The organism is Halomonas sp. (assembly GCF_031581305.1).
GTDB lineage: Bacteria > Pseudomonadota > Gammaproteobacteria > Pseudomonadales > Halomonadaceae > Halomonas.
In genome coordinates, this window is record NZ_JAVLBC010000049.1 from 1 (window position 1) to 16,594 (window position 16,594).

The following is a 16,594-nucleotide window of genomic DNA, read 5'->3' on the forward strand; positions in this document are numbered from 1 at the left end:
GAGCTACGAGCTACGAGCTACGAGCTACGAGCTACGAGCTACGAGCTACGAGCTACGAGACTGGGGTTGAACGATGCTGATATTGACGGAACGCCTCGGGCCCATCGAGGCACGTCGGGCGACCGACACCCTGACCCTGCCCTATGAGCGGCGCGTGCTGGGCCGCCTCAAGGCAACGAGTGACACGGGTCGCCCCCTTGGCCTGTTTCTGGACCGAGGCCCGGTGCTGCGTGATGGCGAGGGACTGCGCGCCGAAAGCGGCGAGGTGGTGCGTATTCGTGCCGCCGTGGAGCCGGTGGTCACCGCCCGTATTGCGTCGGGGCTGCTCCTGGCGCGTCTTGCCTACCATCTGGGCAACCGGCACGTACAGTTGGCGCTGGGCGAGGACGCCCAGGGTGGCTATGTTCGCTTCCCGCCGGATCATGTACTGGAGGAGCTCGCCGAGCGTCTTGGGGCGCGCCTGGAACATCACCAGGTACCCTTCGATCCGGAGTCGGGGGCTTACAGCCATGGCGGACATGGCCATCGCCATGATCCCCACCATGAGCCTGACCATGCGCACTGAAATCGACGAGGCGGCAGGGCAGGGCAATGACCTGGCGTTGCTGGGGTTGCTGCAGCTGGTTAGCCCGGCCTTGCCCATCGGCGCCTTCGCCTTCTCCCAGGGGCTGGAGAGTGCCTTCGAGCTGGGCTGGGTGACCGATGAGGCCACACTCGGCGAGTGGCTCGAGGGGGTGCTGGAGGATGGCCTTACCCATTGCGAGCTGCCGGTGCTGGCGCGCCTTCACGTCGCCTGGGCCAGGGGCGATGACGCCGCGCTGGCCGAGTGGGACGCCTGGCTCGCCGCCAACCGCGAGACCGCTGAGCTCGCCGCCGAGGATAGCCGGCTGGGCGCGGCACTGGTGCGGCTGCTGGCGAGTCTCGATCTGCTGCCCGATGGTTCCCCGAGCGTGGCGCCTGCCCTTCCGGCGGGCGCCGGCTACGTGACGGTGTTCGCCTGGTTGGCCCATGCCCGCGGTGTTCCCAGGCGCCAGGCATTGCTCGGCTTCGCCTGGGCCTGGCTGGAGAACCAGCTGGCCGTCGCCTGCAAGGCGCTGCCGCTCGGTCATACCGCGGCCCAGCGCCTGGTGGAACGGCTGCGCCCGGCACTGGTGGCCGCCGTGGACGAGGCACTGATGCTCGAGGATGACGCACTCGGCCCGGCGCTCCCGGGCCTGGCCCTGGCCAGTGCCCTGCACGAGACCCAGTATTCACGGCTGTTTCGGAGTTGACCGATGACGTTGCCCTGGCCAGCTCGCTGCGCTCACCAATCCACGCGTCCGAAACCCTGGCGCCTCGGTCGCGGGAGGTGGCTTCGGCAGCGGCTGGCCTGGTGCACCGAAAAAACTGACAGAGCCGCCTGGCGGCCTAGGAGAGAATAGATGACCCATTGCCTGCGTATCGGCGTCGGCGGCCCGGTGGGCTCCGGCAAGACGGCCCTGCTCAAGCAGCTCTGCCGGGCGCTGCGCGACCACTACGATATCGCCGTGGTGACCAACGACATCTACACCCGCGAGGACGCTGACTTCCTGCTCAAGCACGAGGCGCTCTCCGCGGATCGCATCCTGGGGGTGGAGACCGGCGGCTGTCCGCATACTGCCATCCGCGAGGACGCCTCCATGAACCTGGCGGCCATCGACGACCTCCAGGCACGTCATCCGGGCCTGGAGCTGGTGCTGGTGGAATCCGGCGGGGACAACCTCTCGGCTACCTTCAGCCCGGAGCTCTCCGACCTGACCCTCTACGTGATCGATGTCTCCGCCGGTGACAAGATCCCGCGCAAGGGCGGCCCCGGTATCACCAAGTCGGACCTGCTGATCATCAACAAGATCGATATCGCCGAGCAGGTCCACGCCTCGCTGGAGGTGATGGACCGTGATTCCCGCAAGATGCGGGGTGAGCGCCCCTTCGTGTTCACCAACCTCTACGACGGTGTCGGGCTGGAGGAGATCATCCGCTTCATCCTCGACCGGGGCATGTTGCCGGAGCGCCGGCCATCCGAGTGCCGGACCGAGTCCGCCACTGCCTGACCTCATCCATCATTGCCCTGAACAAGGAGACTGCCCCATGAACGCTCGCTTTTTGTCACTTACTACCCTTGCCGGACTCTCGGCCGCTGCTCTGTTGCCGACCACGGCGGTCCTGGCGCACTCGGGGCATGGTGCCCCCTCGGTGCATGCCCATACCGGCAGCCCGTCGATGCTGGCCTTGCTCGGGCTCGTCGCCCTGGGAACGGCCGCCCTGGCGGGGCTGGCTCGCCTGATCACACGTCGCCGCTGGCTGCGCCGCCAGAGCTGAACCGTCCTGAATCGAGACACTGTGCACCCGGCCCAGACCGGGTGCACTGCTTTTGGGAGGGCCTGTCGCTATGCTGGTCGTTGTCATCGTCTCATGGGGTGGCGCGGTCGGCAGAGGATATCATGGACGATATGCAGAAACTGAGACAGGAGAGGCGGCGAATGTGGCCATGGATCGTGATAGCGTTGCTGGTGGCCTGGGCCGCGATGGGCGCCTGGCAACGCTACAAGCCGTTGCCCGACGGACTCTCACGGGCCTTTCCGGCACGCGCGGCTCACGAGGTTCGCTTTCTCGCCGACGAGACCTGGTATGCCCCCTCGGGAGAACGCTACGCCCGGCGGCAGATCTTCGACGAAGTGTTCGCGATGATCCGTCAGGCTCAGCGGTTGGTGGTGCTGGACATGTTTCTCTTCAACGATTTCACCGGGTCTGCCGACGGCCGAGGGTTTCGCCCGTTGTCGGCGGAACTCACCGACGCGCTTGTCATGCAGAAGCGCCAGTACCCCGAGCTGGAAGCAGTAGTGATCACCGACCCGCTCAATACCCTTTACGGAGGACTGGAGCTCGATCACTTTCAGGCCCTGCGCGATGCCGGCATTCGGATGGTGATCACCGATCTGAATCGGCTGCGGGCCTCCAATCCCCTCTGGTCCGGGGGCTGGCATCTGGGTCCGCGCTGGCTCGGCAATGGCAGCGACGGGGGCTGGCTGCCCAATGCCCTGGGGCCGGGGCGGGTACCGCTGCGCAGCTACCTGTCCTTGCTCAACTTCAATGCCAATCATCGCAAGACCCTGGTGGTCGATCATGGCGATGGCTGGGCGGGCCTGGTCACTTCCGCCAATCCCCACGACGCCAGCAGCCTTCATGGCAACGTGGCGCTACGTTTCGAGGGGGCGGCGGCACTGGATCTGCTGGATTCCGAGCGGCCGGTGGCGCGCTGGTCGGGCGTGAGTCTGGCCGGCCCGGCGTCAGACGACGCCGCTGAGGCGCCACCCGAGCAGGCCAGGCTCCAGGTGCTCACCGAGGGGGCGATCCGTGATGCCCTGCTCGACGCCATCGACACCAGCGGCGAGGGCGACCGGCTGGACATCGCCGTCTTCTATCTGGCTCACCGGGAGGTGATCGAGGCGCTCAAGACAGCCAGCGCTCGGGGGGTTGCCCTGCGCGTGCTGCTCGATCCCAACCGCGATGCCTTCGGCCTGAAGAAGGGCGGGATCCCCAATCGCCCCGTGGCTCGCGAACTCCATGAGGCCGATATCCCGGTGCGCTGGTGTGCCAACCGGGGCGAGCAGTGCCACAGCAAGCTGCTGCTGCGCCGGCCTGCCGTGGTCGGCGCCGAGGCCGAGATGATCCTCGGCTCTGCCAACTTTACACGGCGCAATCTCGACGATCTTAACCTGGAGACCAGTGTGCAACTGGCGGGACCCGCCAAGACCCCGGCCCTGCTCGACGCCGCGACCTTCTTCGAGCGTCGTTGGCAGGATGCACCGCTACGGACCACCAGCGAGCCCTTCGAGGCCTTTGATGACGCCACGGACTGGCAGCAACTGCGCTATCGGGTCATGGAAGCGACGGGGCTCTCTACCTTCTAATGGCTGATGGTTCTCTACCTTCTGAACGTGAGCGGCCTGGTGGGCCACACAGTTAATCGACGTGAGTCACGGCCCGATGGCGAGGATTGATGTGCCAGGGCAGGCCGAGGCGGGCATTGCGCTCCAGTTCGGCGATCACCTGTGCCCCTAGCAGCAGGATGATGGCACCTACCTCCAGGCTCAGCAGCACGACCACCAGAGTGGCCAGGGAGCCGTAGACGGCGTTCACCAGCGAGATATTGGCGAAGTAGAAGACCAGCAAGAGGCGCACGCCCTCCCATAGCAAGGCAGCGACCAGGCCGCCTACTACCGCGCGGCGCAGGGCGACCCGTACCACTGGTAGATGGCGCTGAAGAGCAGGAAGACGCCGAGAAAGCTGGTCAGGTTGAGCATCGGCCCGGAAAGATCGGACAGGGGAAGTTCGCGTTCGAAGAGCGCCACCCATAGCGCATTTATCGAGCTGACCAGGCTGACCAGCAGGGTCAGGGCGAGCAGGCCGGCGCCAAGCACCAGCATGAAGGCATAGGGCAGCAGTACCGAGACCCACACACTGCGCCCGGGATGGTGGGTGTCCGGGGCATGGAAGATGATCGCCAGGGCGTCCTCGAGCATGCGAAAGGCGAAGGAACTGAACAGCAGCAGCACCGGAAAGCCCAGGACGCCGATCACGTCGCGGGACTCCAGGAGGGTGCGGACCGCCTCGAGCAGGATCTCGGCATGAGCGGGTGCCAGGTGGCGGGCCTGGATGCTGAGCATCTCGAGCAGGCGTGCTTCGTCGACCACGCCGGCCAGCAGCACCACCATCAGGGCGAACAGCGGCACGATGGAGAGCAGTATGTTGTAGCCTACGCCGCCAGCCAGCAGGATGCCGCGGTTGCGCAGAAAGGCGCACAACACGCGCCACAGGAAATGCAGAACGCGAGGCAGCAGGGTGAAGAGCAGACGTCGTGAGCGAACAGGCGGTGATGTCATCAGAGGCTGCCGAGCGAGAGAAATTGCGCCATCATAGGCGCTTCCGGCGTCGCCGAGTCAAACCGCGTTTCCGGCGATGCTGTAGCCAATGGCGTTGATTACATAAGGAAAAGTTAATGGATCAGGGTTCCCGGCCCGAGCGCAAGACGAGACGCAGCCAGCTCGAGCGACGCTTCGAGGCCTTCCTCTGGCACTCGCGTCTGATGGTCCTCATGGCTGTGGTGCCGGCCCTGCTGGGGGCGCTGGTGCTGTTCATCATCGCGAGCCTGGATATCCTCTCGGTATTGGCCGATACCTGGCGCCACTATGCCGTGGGAGGCCCCGACATCCACAAGAGCGTGGTCACGGATATTATCGTCGCCGTCGATATCTATCTGATCGCCCTGGTGCTGATGATCTTCGGTCTCGGGGTCTACAAGCTCTTTGTCTCGCGTATCGAGCCCGTCGAGGGGCGCGATCCCCAGCATCCCTTCAACGTTCGCTCCCTCGACCAGCTCAAGGACAAGATTGCCCGAGTGGTCATTCTCGCCGTGATCATCGAGTTTTTCCGGGCCGTGGTGGGAATCAGCTTCGATACGCCGCAGGATGCCATCTACCTGGCGCTGTCGGTGCTGGCCCTGGCCCTCGCCCTTTACTTGATGGCGCTGGCGCACAAGCAGGAGTGACGCCTGGCGCGAGAAGAGTGCACGGCCTCATCAGGCCCGGGGGCGTTGTGGTCTCTCAGGCCTCAGACAGCTCCCCGACACAGGAACCTCAGACCAATGGATGCAGCGACCCTCAACGAACTCATCGTATCCCGGGATGTCGGCGACCGGCATGACGCCGTCGTGTCCCTGGGACGTGACACCCTCGGGAGCACCAGCCGGCGGGATCTCCTCGATCGCATCACCTGCCTGGCCGGTGGCCTCCGGCAGCAGGGGCTTGGCCACGGTGAACAGGTGGTGATCATGGCGCCCAACAGCGTCGAGTGGATCGTGTCGGCTCTGGGCATTCTGCATGCCGGTGGCGTGGTCGTGCCAATCGATACCCAGATGCCCCCTGGGGACCTGGAGCACGTCCTGGGTGACTGTGCGCCGAGCATGGTCTTCACGACAGCGGCACTTCGTGCGCGACTCCCTCCTCTGCACAATGAGGTCGCCCTGTTCCTCTTCGATGGTGACGAGGACGAGAGGGGCGACAGGGAGACGGATCGCGACTGGCATGATCTGCTTCAGGCCGAGCCCATGGCCGCATGCCCCGACGAGAAAGACCTGGCCGCCATCTTCTATACCTCCGGTACCACTGGCCCTCCCAAGGGGGTGCCGTTAACGCACCACAACATGGTCAGCAACGTGGAGGCGCTCTGCACCCAGAAGCTGGCCGACAGCAGTGATCGTGTTCTCGTGCCTTTGCCCTTTCATCATGTCTATCCCTTTACCCTCGGCATTCTGGTTCCCTTGGCCTTGGGCGCCCCTATCGTCATGCCCTTCTCCATGGTTGGTCCCCAGATCGTGCGTGCCCTGCGCGAGGGAGAGGCCACCGTGATGCTGGCCGTGCCACGCCTCTATGAGGCGATCTGGAACGCTCTCGAGGAGCGTGTGGCCGCTCGCGGCCGGGTAGCGGCTGCGCTCTTTTTCGGCATGCTGGGAGTTTGCATGGTGGTGCGTCAGCGCCTTGGCTGGAACCTCGGCAAGCGGCTCTTCGCTCGCCTGCATCGGCGTATCGCCCCGCGATTGCGATTGATGGTGTCAGGGGGGGCTGCTCTGAACCCGGAACTCGGTCGCAGGCTTCGCGGACTCGGCTGGGAGGTGGCTACCGGCTACGGACTCAGCGAGACCTCGCCGATCCTGACCATGAATCCTCCCGATAAGGTCAACCTGGAAAGCGTGGGCAGGGCGCTGCCTGGCGTGAAGCTTGCGATCGATGACAGGGAAGGCAGGGGGCGTGGCGAGGTCCTGGCACGCGGCCCCAATGTCTTCGGCGGATACTTGAACCTCCCGGACAAGACGCGCGAGGCCCTCGATGAGCAGGGCTGGTTCCATACCGGCGATATGGGGTCCATTGATGCAGACGGGCATCTTTACCTGCATGGCAGGGCATCGGCGATGATCGTGCTCTCCGGCGGCGAGAACGTCGATCCGGCGCGGGTCGAAAAGGCCCTGGAGGTATCGGACAGGATTCGCGAAGCGGGCCTTCTCGAACGGGATGACCGGCTGGCGGTCGTTATCGTTCCCGAGCCCGAGTTGCTGCGTGAGGCCACCGACGATGAACTCAGACGCACCCTCGAAAGGGCGGTGAGCGAGATCTCGATGGATCTGCCGAGCCACCATCGGCCGAGTTACGTCCGGGTGGCACTGGATCCGCTGCCGAGAACCCGCCTGGGCAAGTTGCGTCGCCACAAGCTCGAGGAGCTGTTCGAGCACCTCGAGAAGGGCGACGAGGCGGTGGCCGAACCCCTGTCGCCGCAGGACATGGCACCCGACGATCAGCAGCTTCTGTCTGATCCGGCCGCAGAGAGCACCTGGTGTTACCTGGCTCGTCGCTTCGACGACCTCCGCCTGACACCGGACAGCCACCTTTCGATGGATCTGGGTATCGATTCGCTGAGCTGGGTGGACCTGACCCTGGCCCTGCGTGAGCATGCGGGCATCGATCTGGATGATTCGGCAATTGCCAAGGTGGAGACCGTACGCGACCTGCTCAACGAGGTGGCCACCGGTCAGACAGGTAGCGAGGGCCAAGTCGAGGATCTGCTGGGGGCATTACGGGATCCCCAGCGACTGCTCGATGACTCGCAACGCAAGGCCCTGATGCCACAGGGGCGCCTCCAGCGCTCCGTGGGGTGGTTGGTCTGGGGACTGGCGCGATTCACGAGCAAGCGGTTGCTGCAGGTCTCGGTGAGCGGACAGTGGCCCGACAAGGTGCCTTGCGTCATCGCGCCGCGACATCTGAGCGTGCTCGACCCGCTGGCACTGCTGCAGGTCATGGATCGTCGCCAGGCAGGGGCACTCTACTGGGCTGGTTGGGCCGGCATGCTCTTTACCGGACCAGTTCGTCGGTGGTTCAGCCGCACCGCGAGAATACTGCCCATCGATCCGGGGGCCGCGCCGAGGCGCAGTCTGGTGCTCGCCGCTGCCGCCCTGAACCGCGGCCATCAGCTCGTCTGGTTTCCCGAGGGACAACGCTCGCCGGATGGCCAGCTGCAGCCCTTTCGTCCCGGTCTGGGGCTCTTGCTCAAGGCCCTGCCTATGCCGGTGGTCCCGGTCTGGATCGAGGGAACCCACGATCTGATGTCGCCAGGGCAGCGACTGCCGCGGCGAGGGCGGGTCAAAGTGGTCATCCGAGAGCCTGTCGATACCGTGCGGCTGGAAGGAGACGAACGCGAGATTGTCGAACTGCTCCAGGACGAGATGGTGGCGCTGGGCGAGAGAGTGGCGCAGGAGTGAGTCACTCGCAGGGGCACGGCCTGGCGGCCAATACCGCCCCTGGATGTGGTCGTGTTGCTTGCTTGCTTGCACGGTGAACGCCGAGGTTGTCCGGTCGACGTTGCCCACTACACTAATCTGCCTGATGGAGAGTGCCAGGGGAGACGCGTCTCCGGCCTGCGCATGGCATGCCGCCGCTTCAGCCAGCATACTGAGCAGGATACCCAGGGCGCGCAAGGCCTCGTGGAGGCGCGTGATCGGGGGCGTCATCGGGACGCCTTGTTCGCTCGGGAATGGTTTCGGGGTCGACTCGACAGGCAAGGTACCAGCGGCCGCCGGGTTTCGCCTTTTCTTCCAATGCCAGCGAGGCACCATGGCCAAATTCGAAACGATCGACACCGCCACCCTTCCGGGACAGGGAGGCGAGCTGCGGCTGCTGCAACGCAATAACGAGTTCTCGATCCGTATCGCCGGCAAGACGGGTGAGCTGATGAACACCCGCCTGCATGGCTCCGAGGATGCCCTGGCGGAGCTGGCTTGTGAGCGAGTCGCCGACCGCCCAGGGGTCCGTGTGCTGGTCGGCGGGCTGGGCATGGGCTTTACCCTGGCGGCGGCGCTGGCCGCCCTGGGCGAGGATGCCGAGGTCGTCGTCGCCTCCGTACCCGCGTCAGCCTGGGAGACGTAGGCGAACTGCTGCGCTGCGAGCCCGCTGGCTTCGACGCTATCATGCTCGACGTGGACAATGGCCCCGAGGGACTGACGCAACGCGAGAACGACTGGCTCTACTCGCCCCGAGGGCTCGTCGCGGCCCAGCAGGCACTGCGACCCGAGGGTGTCCTGGCGGTCTGGTCGGCCGGTCCTGACCCGGCGTTCACCGAGCGGTTGCGCCGTGTCGGGCTGCTGGTCGAGGAGGTCACGGTGCGTGCCCATCGGCCCGGCAAGGGCGCCAAGCACCGGATCTGGCTGGCATACTGAGGCCCCTCGCTCCTCACCACTCACTCTACATCCCGAAAGGCCAACGCATGCTGGAACTCTCTCGCCAGGTGAGCATTCCCGACCATGAGATCGAAATGCAGGCCGTGCGCGCTCAGGGCGCCGGCGGACAGAACGTCAACAAGGTTGCCACGGCCATTCATCTGCGCTTCGATATTCGCGCCTCCAGCCTGCCCGAGGGCTTCAAGGAGAAGTTGCTGGCGCTCGGTGATCAGCGTATCACCCGCGACGGGGTGGTGATCATCAAGGCTCAGAGCCACCGGACCCAGGAGCGCAATCGCGCCGAGGCCCTGGCGCGGCTGAAGGCGTTGATCAAGAGCGTGATGTATGCACCGAAGAAGCGGATCGCGACCCGCCCCAGCAAGGGCGCCAAGCAGCGCCGACTGGATAGCAAGAAGAAGCGTGGCCGGCACAAGGCATTGCGCGGAAAGGTCGAGACGTGACAGTGCCCCCCGATTGGGCGAGAGTTCTCGCCGAGTTGGACTGACGTTGACTGTTGCCTTGCGGATCGGGTGGCGACGTCTCTTCGGACGTGTATGCTGAAAGTCGTAACGACGAAGACTGGCCATCCTTGGCCGGTGACATCCAACCATGCAGGGGGATACATCGATGGCGGATACGTCGATGAGTGAGCTGTTCAAGGACAATCGCGTCAAGGGCCTGGCGGCCGTGGCGGTGGTTGCCATCATCTGGGCCCTGTTCGCCCAATCCAGCGTCAGTTCCAGCAACGAGGCCCGCGAGTCACTGCAGACGCGGCTCGAGAACATCCAGGCCGAGAACGAGTCCTTGTCGGGTCGCGTCGAGGAGCTTCAGAATGCCGCCGGGAACATTGATGAACTGGCCGAGCAGCAGAGCGAGCTCCAGGAGCAGCAGCAGGCCGCCGAGGCCGAACTGGAGCAAACCGAAGGCGAGGTTGCCACGGCTCGTACCCAGCTAGAGGAGGCCCAGGCCTCGGTAGAGACGGTGCAGGCCGACCTGGAAGCCCGCCAGGGTGAGCTCGAGGCTGCCGAGGAAGCCCTCGCGACCACTCGAGAGGAGCGTCAGCAGGCCGCTCAGGCCCGCGACGAGGCCCAGGCCTCGCGCCAGGAAGCCGAAGAGGCTCGTCAGGCCGCCGAAGAGGCGCGTCAGCAAGCCGAGCAGGCCCGTGAGCAGGCCGAACAGGAGCGCAGCGATGCGGTCGCCGCGCGAGACGAGGCGCGTGCCGAGCTCGAGGGGCTGCATGAAGAGATTGCGTCGGCCGAGGAGAACCTGGCGAGCGTCAACGACGAGATCGCCGCCATGCAGGAGGAGCGTGGTGTCCTCCAGCAGGAGATCAGCGAGCTCGAGGCCAGTCGCAACGACGCCGATGAGGCGCTGGAGGCCACCCGCGGTGAGCTGGAAGGGGCCAAGTCAGAGGTCGAGCAGGCTCGCGAGACGTTCAAGGACCTCAAGGTCGCCATCAAGGTCGGCCGTGAGGAGGTCGCCGAGATCGAGTCTCAGGTCAAAGCTCGCCAGTCCCAGCTCGAGCGCCTGGAAGGCCAGCTCGAGAGCTGGCGCAACGAGCTGTCCCGCATCGAGGAGAGCGTGCAGGCTGAGGAGGACAATGACACCGCGGCCCAACAGGGCACCGATGCCCCGCAAGATGGCGATGGCGGAGCTGCACAGGAGGAGGCCGATGCCCAGCAAGAGGATAATGGCGGTGCCTTACAGCAACAGACCGATGCCCTGGAAGACGGTAAATCAGACTGAACCCTTTTGCGGAACGGTCTAGCACGCATGACGGCGAGCCACGGCTCGCCGTCATGCGTTCCAGGCATTGCATGGTAGGGCGACCCGACGGGTATACTGAGTCATCAAGCCGCTTGCGTGGCAACCCCAACTACATAAGGAGCGAGTCGTGATCGAAGGGGTCAAGCATATCATCGCCGTGGCATCCGGCAAGGGCGGAGTGGGCAAGTCCACCGTGACCGTCAATCTGGCACTGGCCATGGCCGCCGAAGGATATCGGGTGGGTGTCCTGGATGCCGACATCTACGGCCCCAGCCAGGCGCAGATGCTGGGGGTGGGTGAGGGCGTGCGTCCTCAGTCTGCCGGCGAGAATCGCTTCAAGCCGCTCGAGGCTCATGGTATCCAGGCCATGTCCATGGCCTTTCTGGTCGACATCCGCGAGCCCATGGTCTGGCGCGGGCCCATGGTCGCCGGTGCCTTCCAGCAGATGCTCACCCAGACCGTGTGGGACGATCTGGACTACCTGTTCATCGACATGCCGCCGGGGACCGGCGACATCCAGCTGACCCTGGCCCAGAAGGTGCCGGTGGACGGCGCGGTGATCGTCACCACGCCCCAGGACATCGCCCTGCTGGACGCGCGCAAGGGTATCGAGATGTTCCGCAAGGTCAACGTGCCGGTGCTCGGCGTCGTGGAGAACATGAGCCTGCACATCTGCTCCAACTGTGGCCACAGCGAGCCGATCTTCGGTGAGGGCGGGGGTGAGCGCATCGCCCACGAGTACGAGACCCAGGTACTCGGTCGCCTGCCCCTGACCCTGTCGATCCGCGAGCAGGTGGATGGCGGGCGACCCACCGTGGTGGCCGAGCCGGAGGGCGAGGTGACGGCCACCTTCCGCGACATGGCCCGCCAGGTCGCCGACCAGATTCATGGCCAGGGCACCGCAGGGCCGGAGATCTCCTTCAGCGAGTGAAGGGTTCCAGTCGCAATGCTGCCTGTCGTGACCTTCCCCGCCGGGGCCGCTATGATGTGGCCCCGGTTTTCTTTTGCCAGCCTCTTACAGACACAGTCAGGACGTTTCGATGAGCATCAAATCCGACAAGTGGATACGCCGCATGGCCGAGCGGGAAGGCATGATCGAGCCCTTCGAGCCCGACCAGGTACGCTACGTGAACGAGCGGCGGGTGATCTCCTACGGGACGTCCAGCTACGGCTACGACGTGCGCTGTGCCGACGAGTTCAAGGTCTTCACCAACATCCACTCCGCGGTGGTGGACCCCAAGGGCTTCGATGACAAGAGCTTCGTCGACATCAAGGGGGATGTCTGCGTGATCCCCCCCAACTCCTTCGCCCTGGCGCGCACCATTGAGTACTTCCGCATCCCGCGCAGCGTGCTGACCATCTGCCTGGGCAAGTCCACCTACGCCCGTTGCGGCATCATCGTCAACGTCACCCCGCTGGAACCCGAGTGGGAAGGGCATGTGACCCTGGAGTTCTCCAACACCACCAATCTTCCGGCACGCATCTATGCCAACGAGGGGGTGGCGCAGATGCTGTTCCTGGAGTCCGACGAGGTCTGCGAGACCTCCTACAAGGACCGCGGTGGCAAGTACATGGGGCAGAGGGGAGTGACCCTGCCGAGAACATGATAGCGCCGAGCTGAAAGCGCCGAGCCAAAAGCAAACCCCGAAGGCCGAGTCCTTCGGGGTTTGCTTTTGCACGAGATCATCAAACACTGCCGGCAGCTTGGCAGCTTGGCAGCTTGGCAGCTTGGCAGCTTGGCAGCTTGGCAGCTTACTCCTCGACGTCCTCGTCCAGCTCCTCGGCGGCATCGGCATGGGAGAGCCGCATGCCGGTGGGTGGCAGGGCAACCCCGTCCATGGTGGCATGGTCGCCCTTGAACTGCAGGCGCCCCTCCAGGAACCAGCGTACGGCGATCGGATAGATCAGATGCTCACGGGCCTGGACCCTGGCCTGTAGGCTCTCTTCCGTGTCGTCCTCGGCGATGGCCACCTCGGCCTGCAGGGCAACCGGCCCGCCATCCAGCTCCTCGGTGACGAAGTGCACGCTGCAGCCGTGGGTGGCCACGCCATCGGCCAGCGCGCGGGCATGGGTGTGCAGCCCGGTATAGTCCGGCAGCAGCGAGGGGTGGATGTTGAGCATCCGCCCCAGGAAGCGGTTGATAAAGCGCGGAGTGAGGATGCGCATGAAGCCGGCCAGCACGATCAGGTCGGGCTCGTGGCGCTCAATGACCTTGATCAGGGCGCCATCGTAGGCGTCGCGGCTGTCATACTCGCGATGGGGCAGGGCGACGGCATCGATGCCGGCATCCTTGGCGCGCTTCAGTCCGTAGGCGTTTGGCTGATTGGAGATTACCGCAACGATCTCGCCGCCCAGGGCGTCATGGCGCTGGGCGTCGATCAGTGCCTGGAGGTTGCTGCCGCTGCCGGAGATCAGCACCACCACCCGCCGCGTCTCGCTGGGCTCGGGGGTGAAGGCGTTCAGGGTGTCGCTCTGGTAGTCGGTGCCGCTCATGCCTTGAGGTTCTCCATCTGGACCTGCTCCTCGGCGTCGCCCCGCGCGGTGATCTCACCGATACGATGGACCGTCTCGCCCTGGGCCTGCAGGTGGGCCCGGGCCTGGTCGGCCTTGTCCGCCGGGACCACGATCACCATGCCGATGCCGCAGTTGAGCACCCGGTGCATCTCCTGGTCCTCGACGTTGCCTTGTTGCTGGAGCCAGTCGAAGACGGCTGGGCGCGTCCAGCTGGAGGCATCGACGTGCGCCGCCAGGGTCTCGGGCAGCACGCGGGGGATGTTCTCGAGCAGGCCGCCACCGGTGATGTGCGACAGGGCATGCACCGGGACGTCGGTCTCCTTGAGCAATGACAGCAGCGGCTTGACGTAGATGCGCGTGGGCGCAAGCAGTGCCTCGCCCAGCGGCCGGCCGTCGATGGCAGTGTCCAGTGCCGACTCGCTGACCTCGAGGATCTTGCGGATCAGCGAGTAACCGTTGGAGTGGGGACCGGAGGAGGCCAGACCCAGCAGTACATCACCCTCGCCGACCTTCTTGCCGTCGAGGATCTCGGACTTTTCCACCACACCGACGCAGAAGCCGGCGAGGTCATAGTCGCTGCCCTCGTACATGCCGGGCATCTCGGCGGTCTCGCCACCGACCAGGGCGCAGCCGGCCTGCTCGCAGCCCTCGCCGATACCGGTGACTACGTCGGCGGCAATATCCACGTCCAGCTTGCCCGTGGCATAGTAGTCGAGGAAGAACAGCGGTTCCGCGCCGGCCACCACCAGATCGTTGACGCACATGGCCACCAGGTCGATGCCGATGGTGTCATGGCGGCCGAGGTCCATGGCCAGGCGCAGCTTGGTGCCGACGCCGTCGGTGCCGGAAACCAGCACCGGCTCGCGGTAGCCGGTCGGCAGCTCGCACAGGGCGCCGAAACCGCCCAGTCCGCCCATCACCTCGGGGCGGGACGTGCGTTTGGCAACGCCCTTGATGCGGTCGACCAGGGCATTGCCGGCATCGATGTCGACCCCGGCGTCCTTGTAGCTGAGCGATGCCCCGGTCGGGCGATTGGTGGAATCGGTCATGACGCTTCCTGTATGAGAATGGCGGTCGCGATGCCTGTCGCAGGGCGACGCGAAACGGTCAGGTTGAAGGATGGGATTGTAGCATCACGGCGCGCGGCTGGCAGCCTGCCGGCCGCGCCGACACAGGGAGGGTAGCGATGCTCAGGCAGTGGTGGGTAGCGGCCGCGGTGGCGGCGCTGGGGCTGTGGTTTCTGGTCAGCATCGAGCCGGTGCTGATGCCGTTCTTCGTCAGCATGATCCTCGCCTACCTGGGCGACCCCCTGACCGACCGCCTCGAGGCGCACGGCCTCTCGCGGCGCCTGGCGGTCTCGCTGGTCTTCCTGTTGCTTTCGCTTGCCATCGTGCTCACCCTTTTGCTGGTAGTGCCGATTCTGGGCCGACAGCTCGGCCAGCTGATCGAGTCGTTGCCGGCGGTGCTCAATTGGGTGCAGCAGACGGTGGTGCCGCGCATCCAGTCGCTGACCGGCATGGACCTCTCCACCGACATCGACCAGATGCGCCAGGCGATCGTCGGCAACTGGAAGGAGACCGGGACCTTCGCCGCCGGCTTGCTGGCCCAGGCCTCACGATCCGGCCTGGCGCTGGTCGCCTGGATCGGCAACCTGGCGCTGATTCCGGTGGTCACCTTCTATCTGCTACTGGACTGGGACATTCTGGTCGCCAAGCTGCGCGGCTCGCTGCCCCGCAGCTGGGAACCCGCCGCGGTGCGCCTCGCTGGCGAAGGCGATGAAGTGCTCTCGGCCTTCCTGCGCGGCCAGCTGATCGTCATGCTCTGCCTGGGGGTGATCTACGCGGTGGGGCTGACCCTGCTCGACGTGCGCTTCGGTCTGCTGATCGGCCTGCTCGCGGGCTTGGCCAGCATCGTGCCCTATCTCGGGGTGATCGTGGGCATCTCCGTGGCGGGGGTGGTCGCGTTCTTCCAGTTCGGCGACTGGCTGGTCCTGCTCGGTGTCGCGGCGGTGTTCGGTTTTGGCCAACTGGTCGAGAGCGTGGTGCTCCAGCCCAAGCTACTCGGTAACAAGATCGGCCTGCATCCGGTGGCCGTGATCTTCGCCGTGCTGGCGGGAGGGCAGCTGTTCGGTTTCACTGGCGTGTTACTGGCACTGCCCGTGGCGGCCGTGGTGATGGTGGTGTTGCGTTATCTCCACGAGCATTATAAAAACAGCACTCTATATGACGCCGGACGTCAACGTACCCACGACGAGGAGTCGCCATGAGTCGAGGACCCGCGCAGTTGCCGCTGGGCGTGGGGCTGCGCGACGACGCCACCTTCGCCAACTTTTACCCCGGGCCCAATGCGACCCTGGTCGATCGACTGGTGCATCAGCTCGACGACGACGGCGAGCCCTTCCTCTATGTATGGGGCAACCCCGGCACCGGGCGCAGCCACCTGCTACAGGCCGCCTGCCATGCGGCTTCCGACCGCGACTGCCGGGCGCTGTACCTGCCTCTGTCGGAGCTCGGCCACTTTCCGCCGCTGATGCTCGAGGAAATCGAGCGCCTCGATCTGGTGGCGATCGATGACCTTGAACGTGTGGTGGGGCGCAAGCGCTGGGAAGAGGCGCTGTTCCATGCCTACAATCGCCTGAGGGATGCCGGCAAGTGTCTGGTGATCGCCGCCGAGGCGCCGCCACGCCAGCTACCGGTGAAACTGCCCGACCTGGCCTCGCGACTGACCTGGGGCATGACCTTTCATCTGCAGGGGCTCGATGACGCCGGTCGCCTGGCGGCACTTCAGCTGCGGGCGCGAGGGCGTGGCATGCAGTTGCCCGACGAGGTGGCTCGCTACATCCTGCAGCGCGGGCCGCGCCGCCTGGACGGGCTCTTCGAAACACTTGGAGTTCTGGATCGCGCCTCGCTCTCTGCCCAGCGCAAGCTGACAATCCCTTTCATCAAGCAGGCGCTGGGCTGGTAAGCGCATCACCATCGGTGAATGCACCCACGAATCATGCTGCGCATTGATTCGGGGCTTCCCGCTCTCGCT

At 65.4% G+C, this 16,594-nt stretch carries 15 protein-coding genes and 2 pseudogenes; 14 read left to right on the forward strand and 3 right to left on the reverse strand.

Annotated elements, in window-relative coordinates; genetic code table 11:
* Positions 1-73 precede the first annotated feature (73 nt).
* The 5 genes from ureE to RI841_RS06110 all read left to right on the forward strand — a co-directional run bounded on the left by ureE (position 74) and on the right by RI841_RS06110 (position 3,929).
* Positions 74-565, forward strand: a complete 492-nt coding sequence (gene ureE, locus RI841_RS06090; protein ID WP_310704690.1) for an urease accessory protein UreE — start codon at positions 74-76, stop codon at positions 563-565.
* Positions 555-1,271 carry an urease accessory UreF family protein gene (locus RI841_RS06095; RefSeq protein WP_310704691.1) on the forward strand — a complete coding sequence of 239 codons (717 nt, stop codon included), beginning with the start codon at positions 555-557 and terminating at the stop codon, positions 1,269-1,271. The genes ureE and RI841_RS06095 overlap by 11 nt, the downstream gene beginning before the upstream one ends.
* A 150-nt stretch (positions 1,272-1,421) precedes the next feature.
* Positions 1,422-2,069, forward strand: a complete 648-nt coding sequence (ureG, locus tag RI841_RS06100; RefSeq protein WP_310704692.1) for an urease accessory protein UreG — start codon at positions 1,422-1,424, stop codon at positions 2,067-2,069.
* A gap of 37 nt (positions 2,070-2,106) precedes the next feature.
* On the forward strand, positions 2,107-2,337 hold the full coding sequence (locus tag RI841_RS06105; protein ID WP_310704693.1) for a hypothetical protein: 231 nt from the start codon (positions 2,107-2,109) through the stop codon (positions 2,335-2,337).
* Positions 2,338-2,498: 161 nt separating this feature from the next.
* The gene (locus RI841_RS06110; RefSeq protein WP_310704694.1) at positions 2,499-3,929 is read left to right on the forward strand and encodes a phospholipase D-like domain-containing protein; all 1,431 of its coding nucleotides are present in this window, start codon (positions 2,499-2,501) and stop codon (positions 3,927-3,929) included.
* A gap of 52 nt (positions 3,930-3,981) precedes the next feature.
* Here RI841_RS06110 and RI841_RS06115 read toward each other — a convergent pair.
* Positions 3,982-4,901, reverse strand: a pseudogene (locus tag RI841_RS06115) (YihY/virulence factor BrkB family protein).
* A 116-nt stretch (positions 4,902-5,017) separates the two neighbouring features.
* Here RI841_RS06115 and RI841_RS06120 point away from each other — a divergent pair.
* From RI841_RS06120 to dcd, 7 genes and pseudogenes are all read left to right on the forward strand, one after another.
* The gene (locus tag RI841_RS06120; RefSeq protein ID WP_310704695.1) at positions 5,018-5,566 is read left to right on the forward strand and encodes a YqhA family protein; all 549 of its coding nucleotides are present in this window, start codon (positions 5,018-5,020) and stop codon (positions 5,564-5,566) included.
* 96 nt (positions 5,567-5,662) lie between these two features.
* Positions 5,663-8,326 carry an AMP-binding protein gene (locus tag RI841_RS06125; RefSeq protein WP_310704696.1) on the forward strand — a complete coding sequence of 888 codons (2,664 nt, stop codon included), beginning with the start codon at positions 5,663-5,665 and terminating at the stop codon, positions 8,324-8,326.
* A gap of 352 nt (positions 8,327-8,678) precedes the next feature.
* A pseudogene (locus RI841_RS06130) lies at positions 8,679-9,280 on the forward strand (hypothetical protein).
* A gap of 47 nt (positions 9,281-9,327) precedes the next feature.
* On the forward strand, positions 9,328-9,741 hold the full coding sequence (gene arfB / locus RI841_RS06135; RefSeq protein ID WP_310704697.1) for an alternative ribosome rescue aminoacyl-tRNA hydrolase ArfB: 414 nt from the start codon (positions 9,328-9,330) through the stop codon (positions 9,739-9,741).
* A gap of 181 nt (positions 9,742-9,922) precedes the next feature.
* On the forward strand, positions 9,923-11,026 hold the full coding sequence (locus RI841_RS06140) for a hypothetical protein (protein ID WP_310704698.1): 1,104 nt from the start codon (positions 9,923-9,925) through the stop codon (positions 11,024-11,026).
* A gap of 151 nt (positions 11,027-11,177) precedes the next feature.
* Entirely contained in the window at positions 11,178-11,978 is an 801-nt protein-coding gene (gene apbC / locus RI841_RS06145) for an iron-sulfur cluster carrier protein ApbC (protein WP_405000917.1), read from the forward strand.
* 109 nt (positions 11,979-12,087) lie between these two features.
* Complete coding sequence (gene dcd, locus RI841_RS06150; RefSeq protein WP_310704700.1) at positions 12,088-12,654, forward strand: dCTP deaminase; 567 nt, start codon at positions 12,088-12,090, stop codon at positions 12,652-12,654.
* 145 nt (positions 12,655-12,799) lie between these two features.
* Here dcd and purN read toward each other — a convergent pair whose 3' ends face one another.
* Positions 12,800-13,540, reverse strand: a complete 741-nt coding sequence (gene purN / locus RI841_RS06155; protein ID WP_310704701.1) for a phosphoribosylglycinamide formyltransferase — start codon at positions 13,538-13,540, stop codon at positions 12,800-12,802.
* Entirely contained in the window at positions 13,537-14,610 is a 1,074-nt protein-coding gene (gene purM / locus RI841_RS06160) for a phosphoribosylformylglycinamidine cyclo-ligase (RefSeq protein ID WP_310704702.1), read from the reverse strand. Before purM ends, purN begins: the two co-directional genes overlap by 4 nt.
* Positions 14,611-14,747: 137 nt before the next feature.
* Here purM and RI841_RS06165 point away from each other — a divergent pair, with 137 nt between their 5' ends.
* Complete coding sequence (locus RI841_RS06165) at positions 14,748-15,827, forward strand: AI-2E family transporter (RefSeq protein ID WP_310704703.1); 1,080 nt, start codon at positions 14,748-14,750, stop codon at positions 15,825-15,827.
* On the forward strand, positions 15,824-16,525 hold the full coding sequence (gene hda / locus RI841_RS06170) for a DnaA regulatory inactivator Hda (protein WP_310704704.1): 702 nt from the start codon (positions 15,824-15,826) through the stop codon (positions 16,523-16,525). The genes RI841_RS06165 and hda overlap by 4 nt, the downstream gene beginning before the upstream one ends.
* Positions 16,526-16,594: the final 69 nt, after the last annotated feature.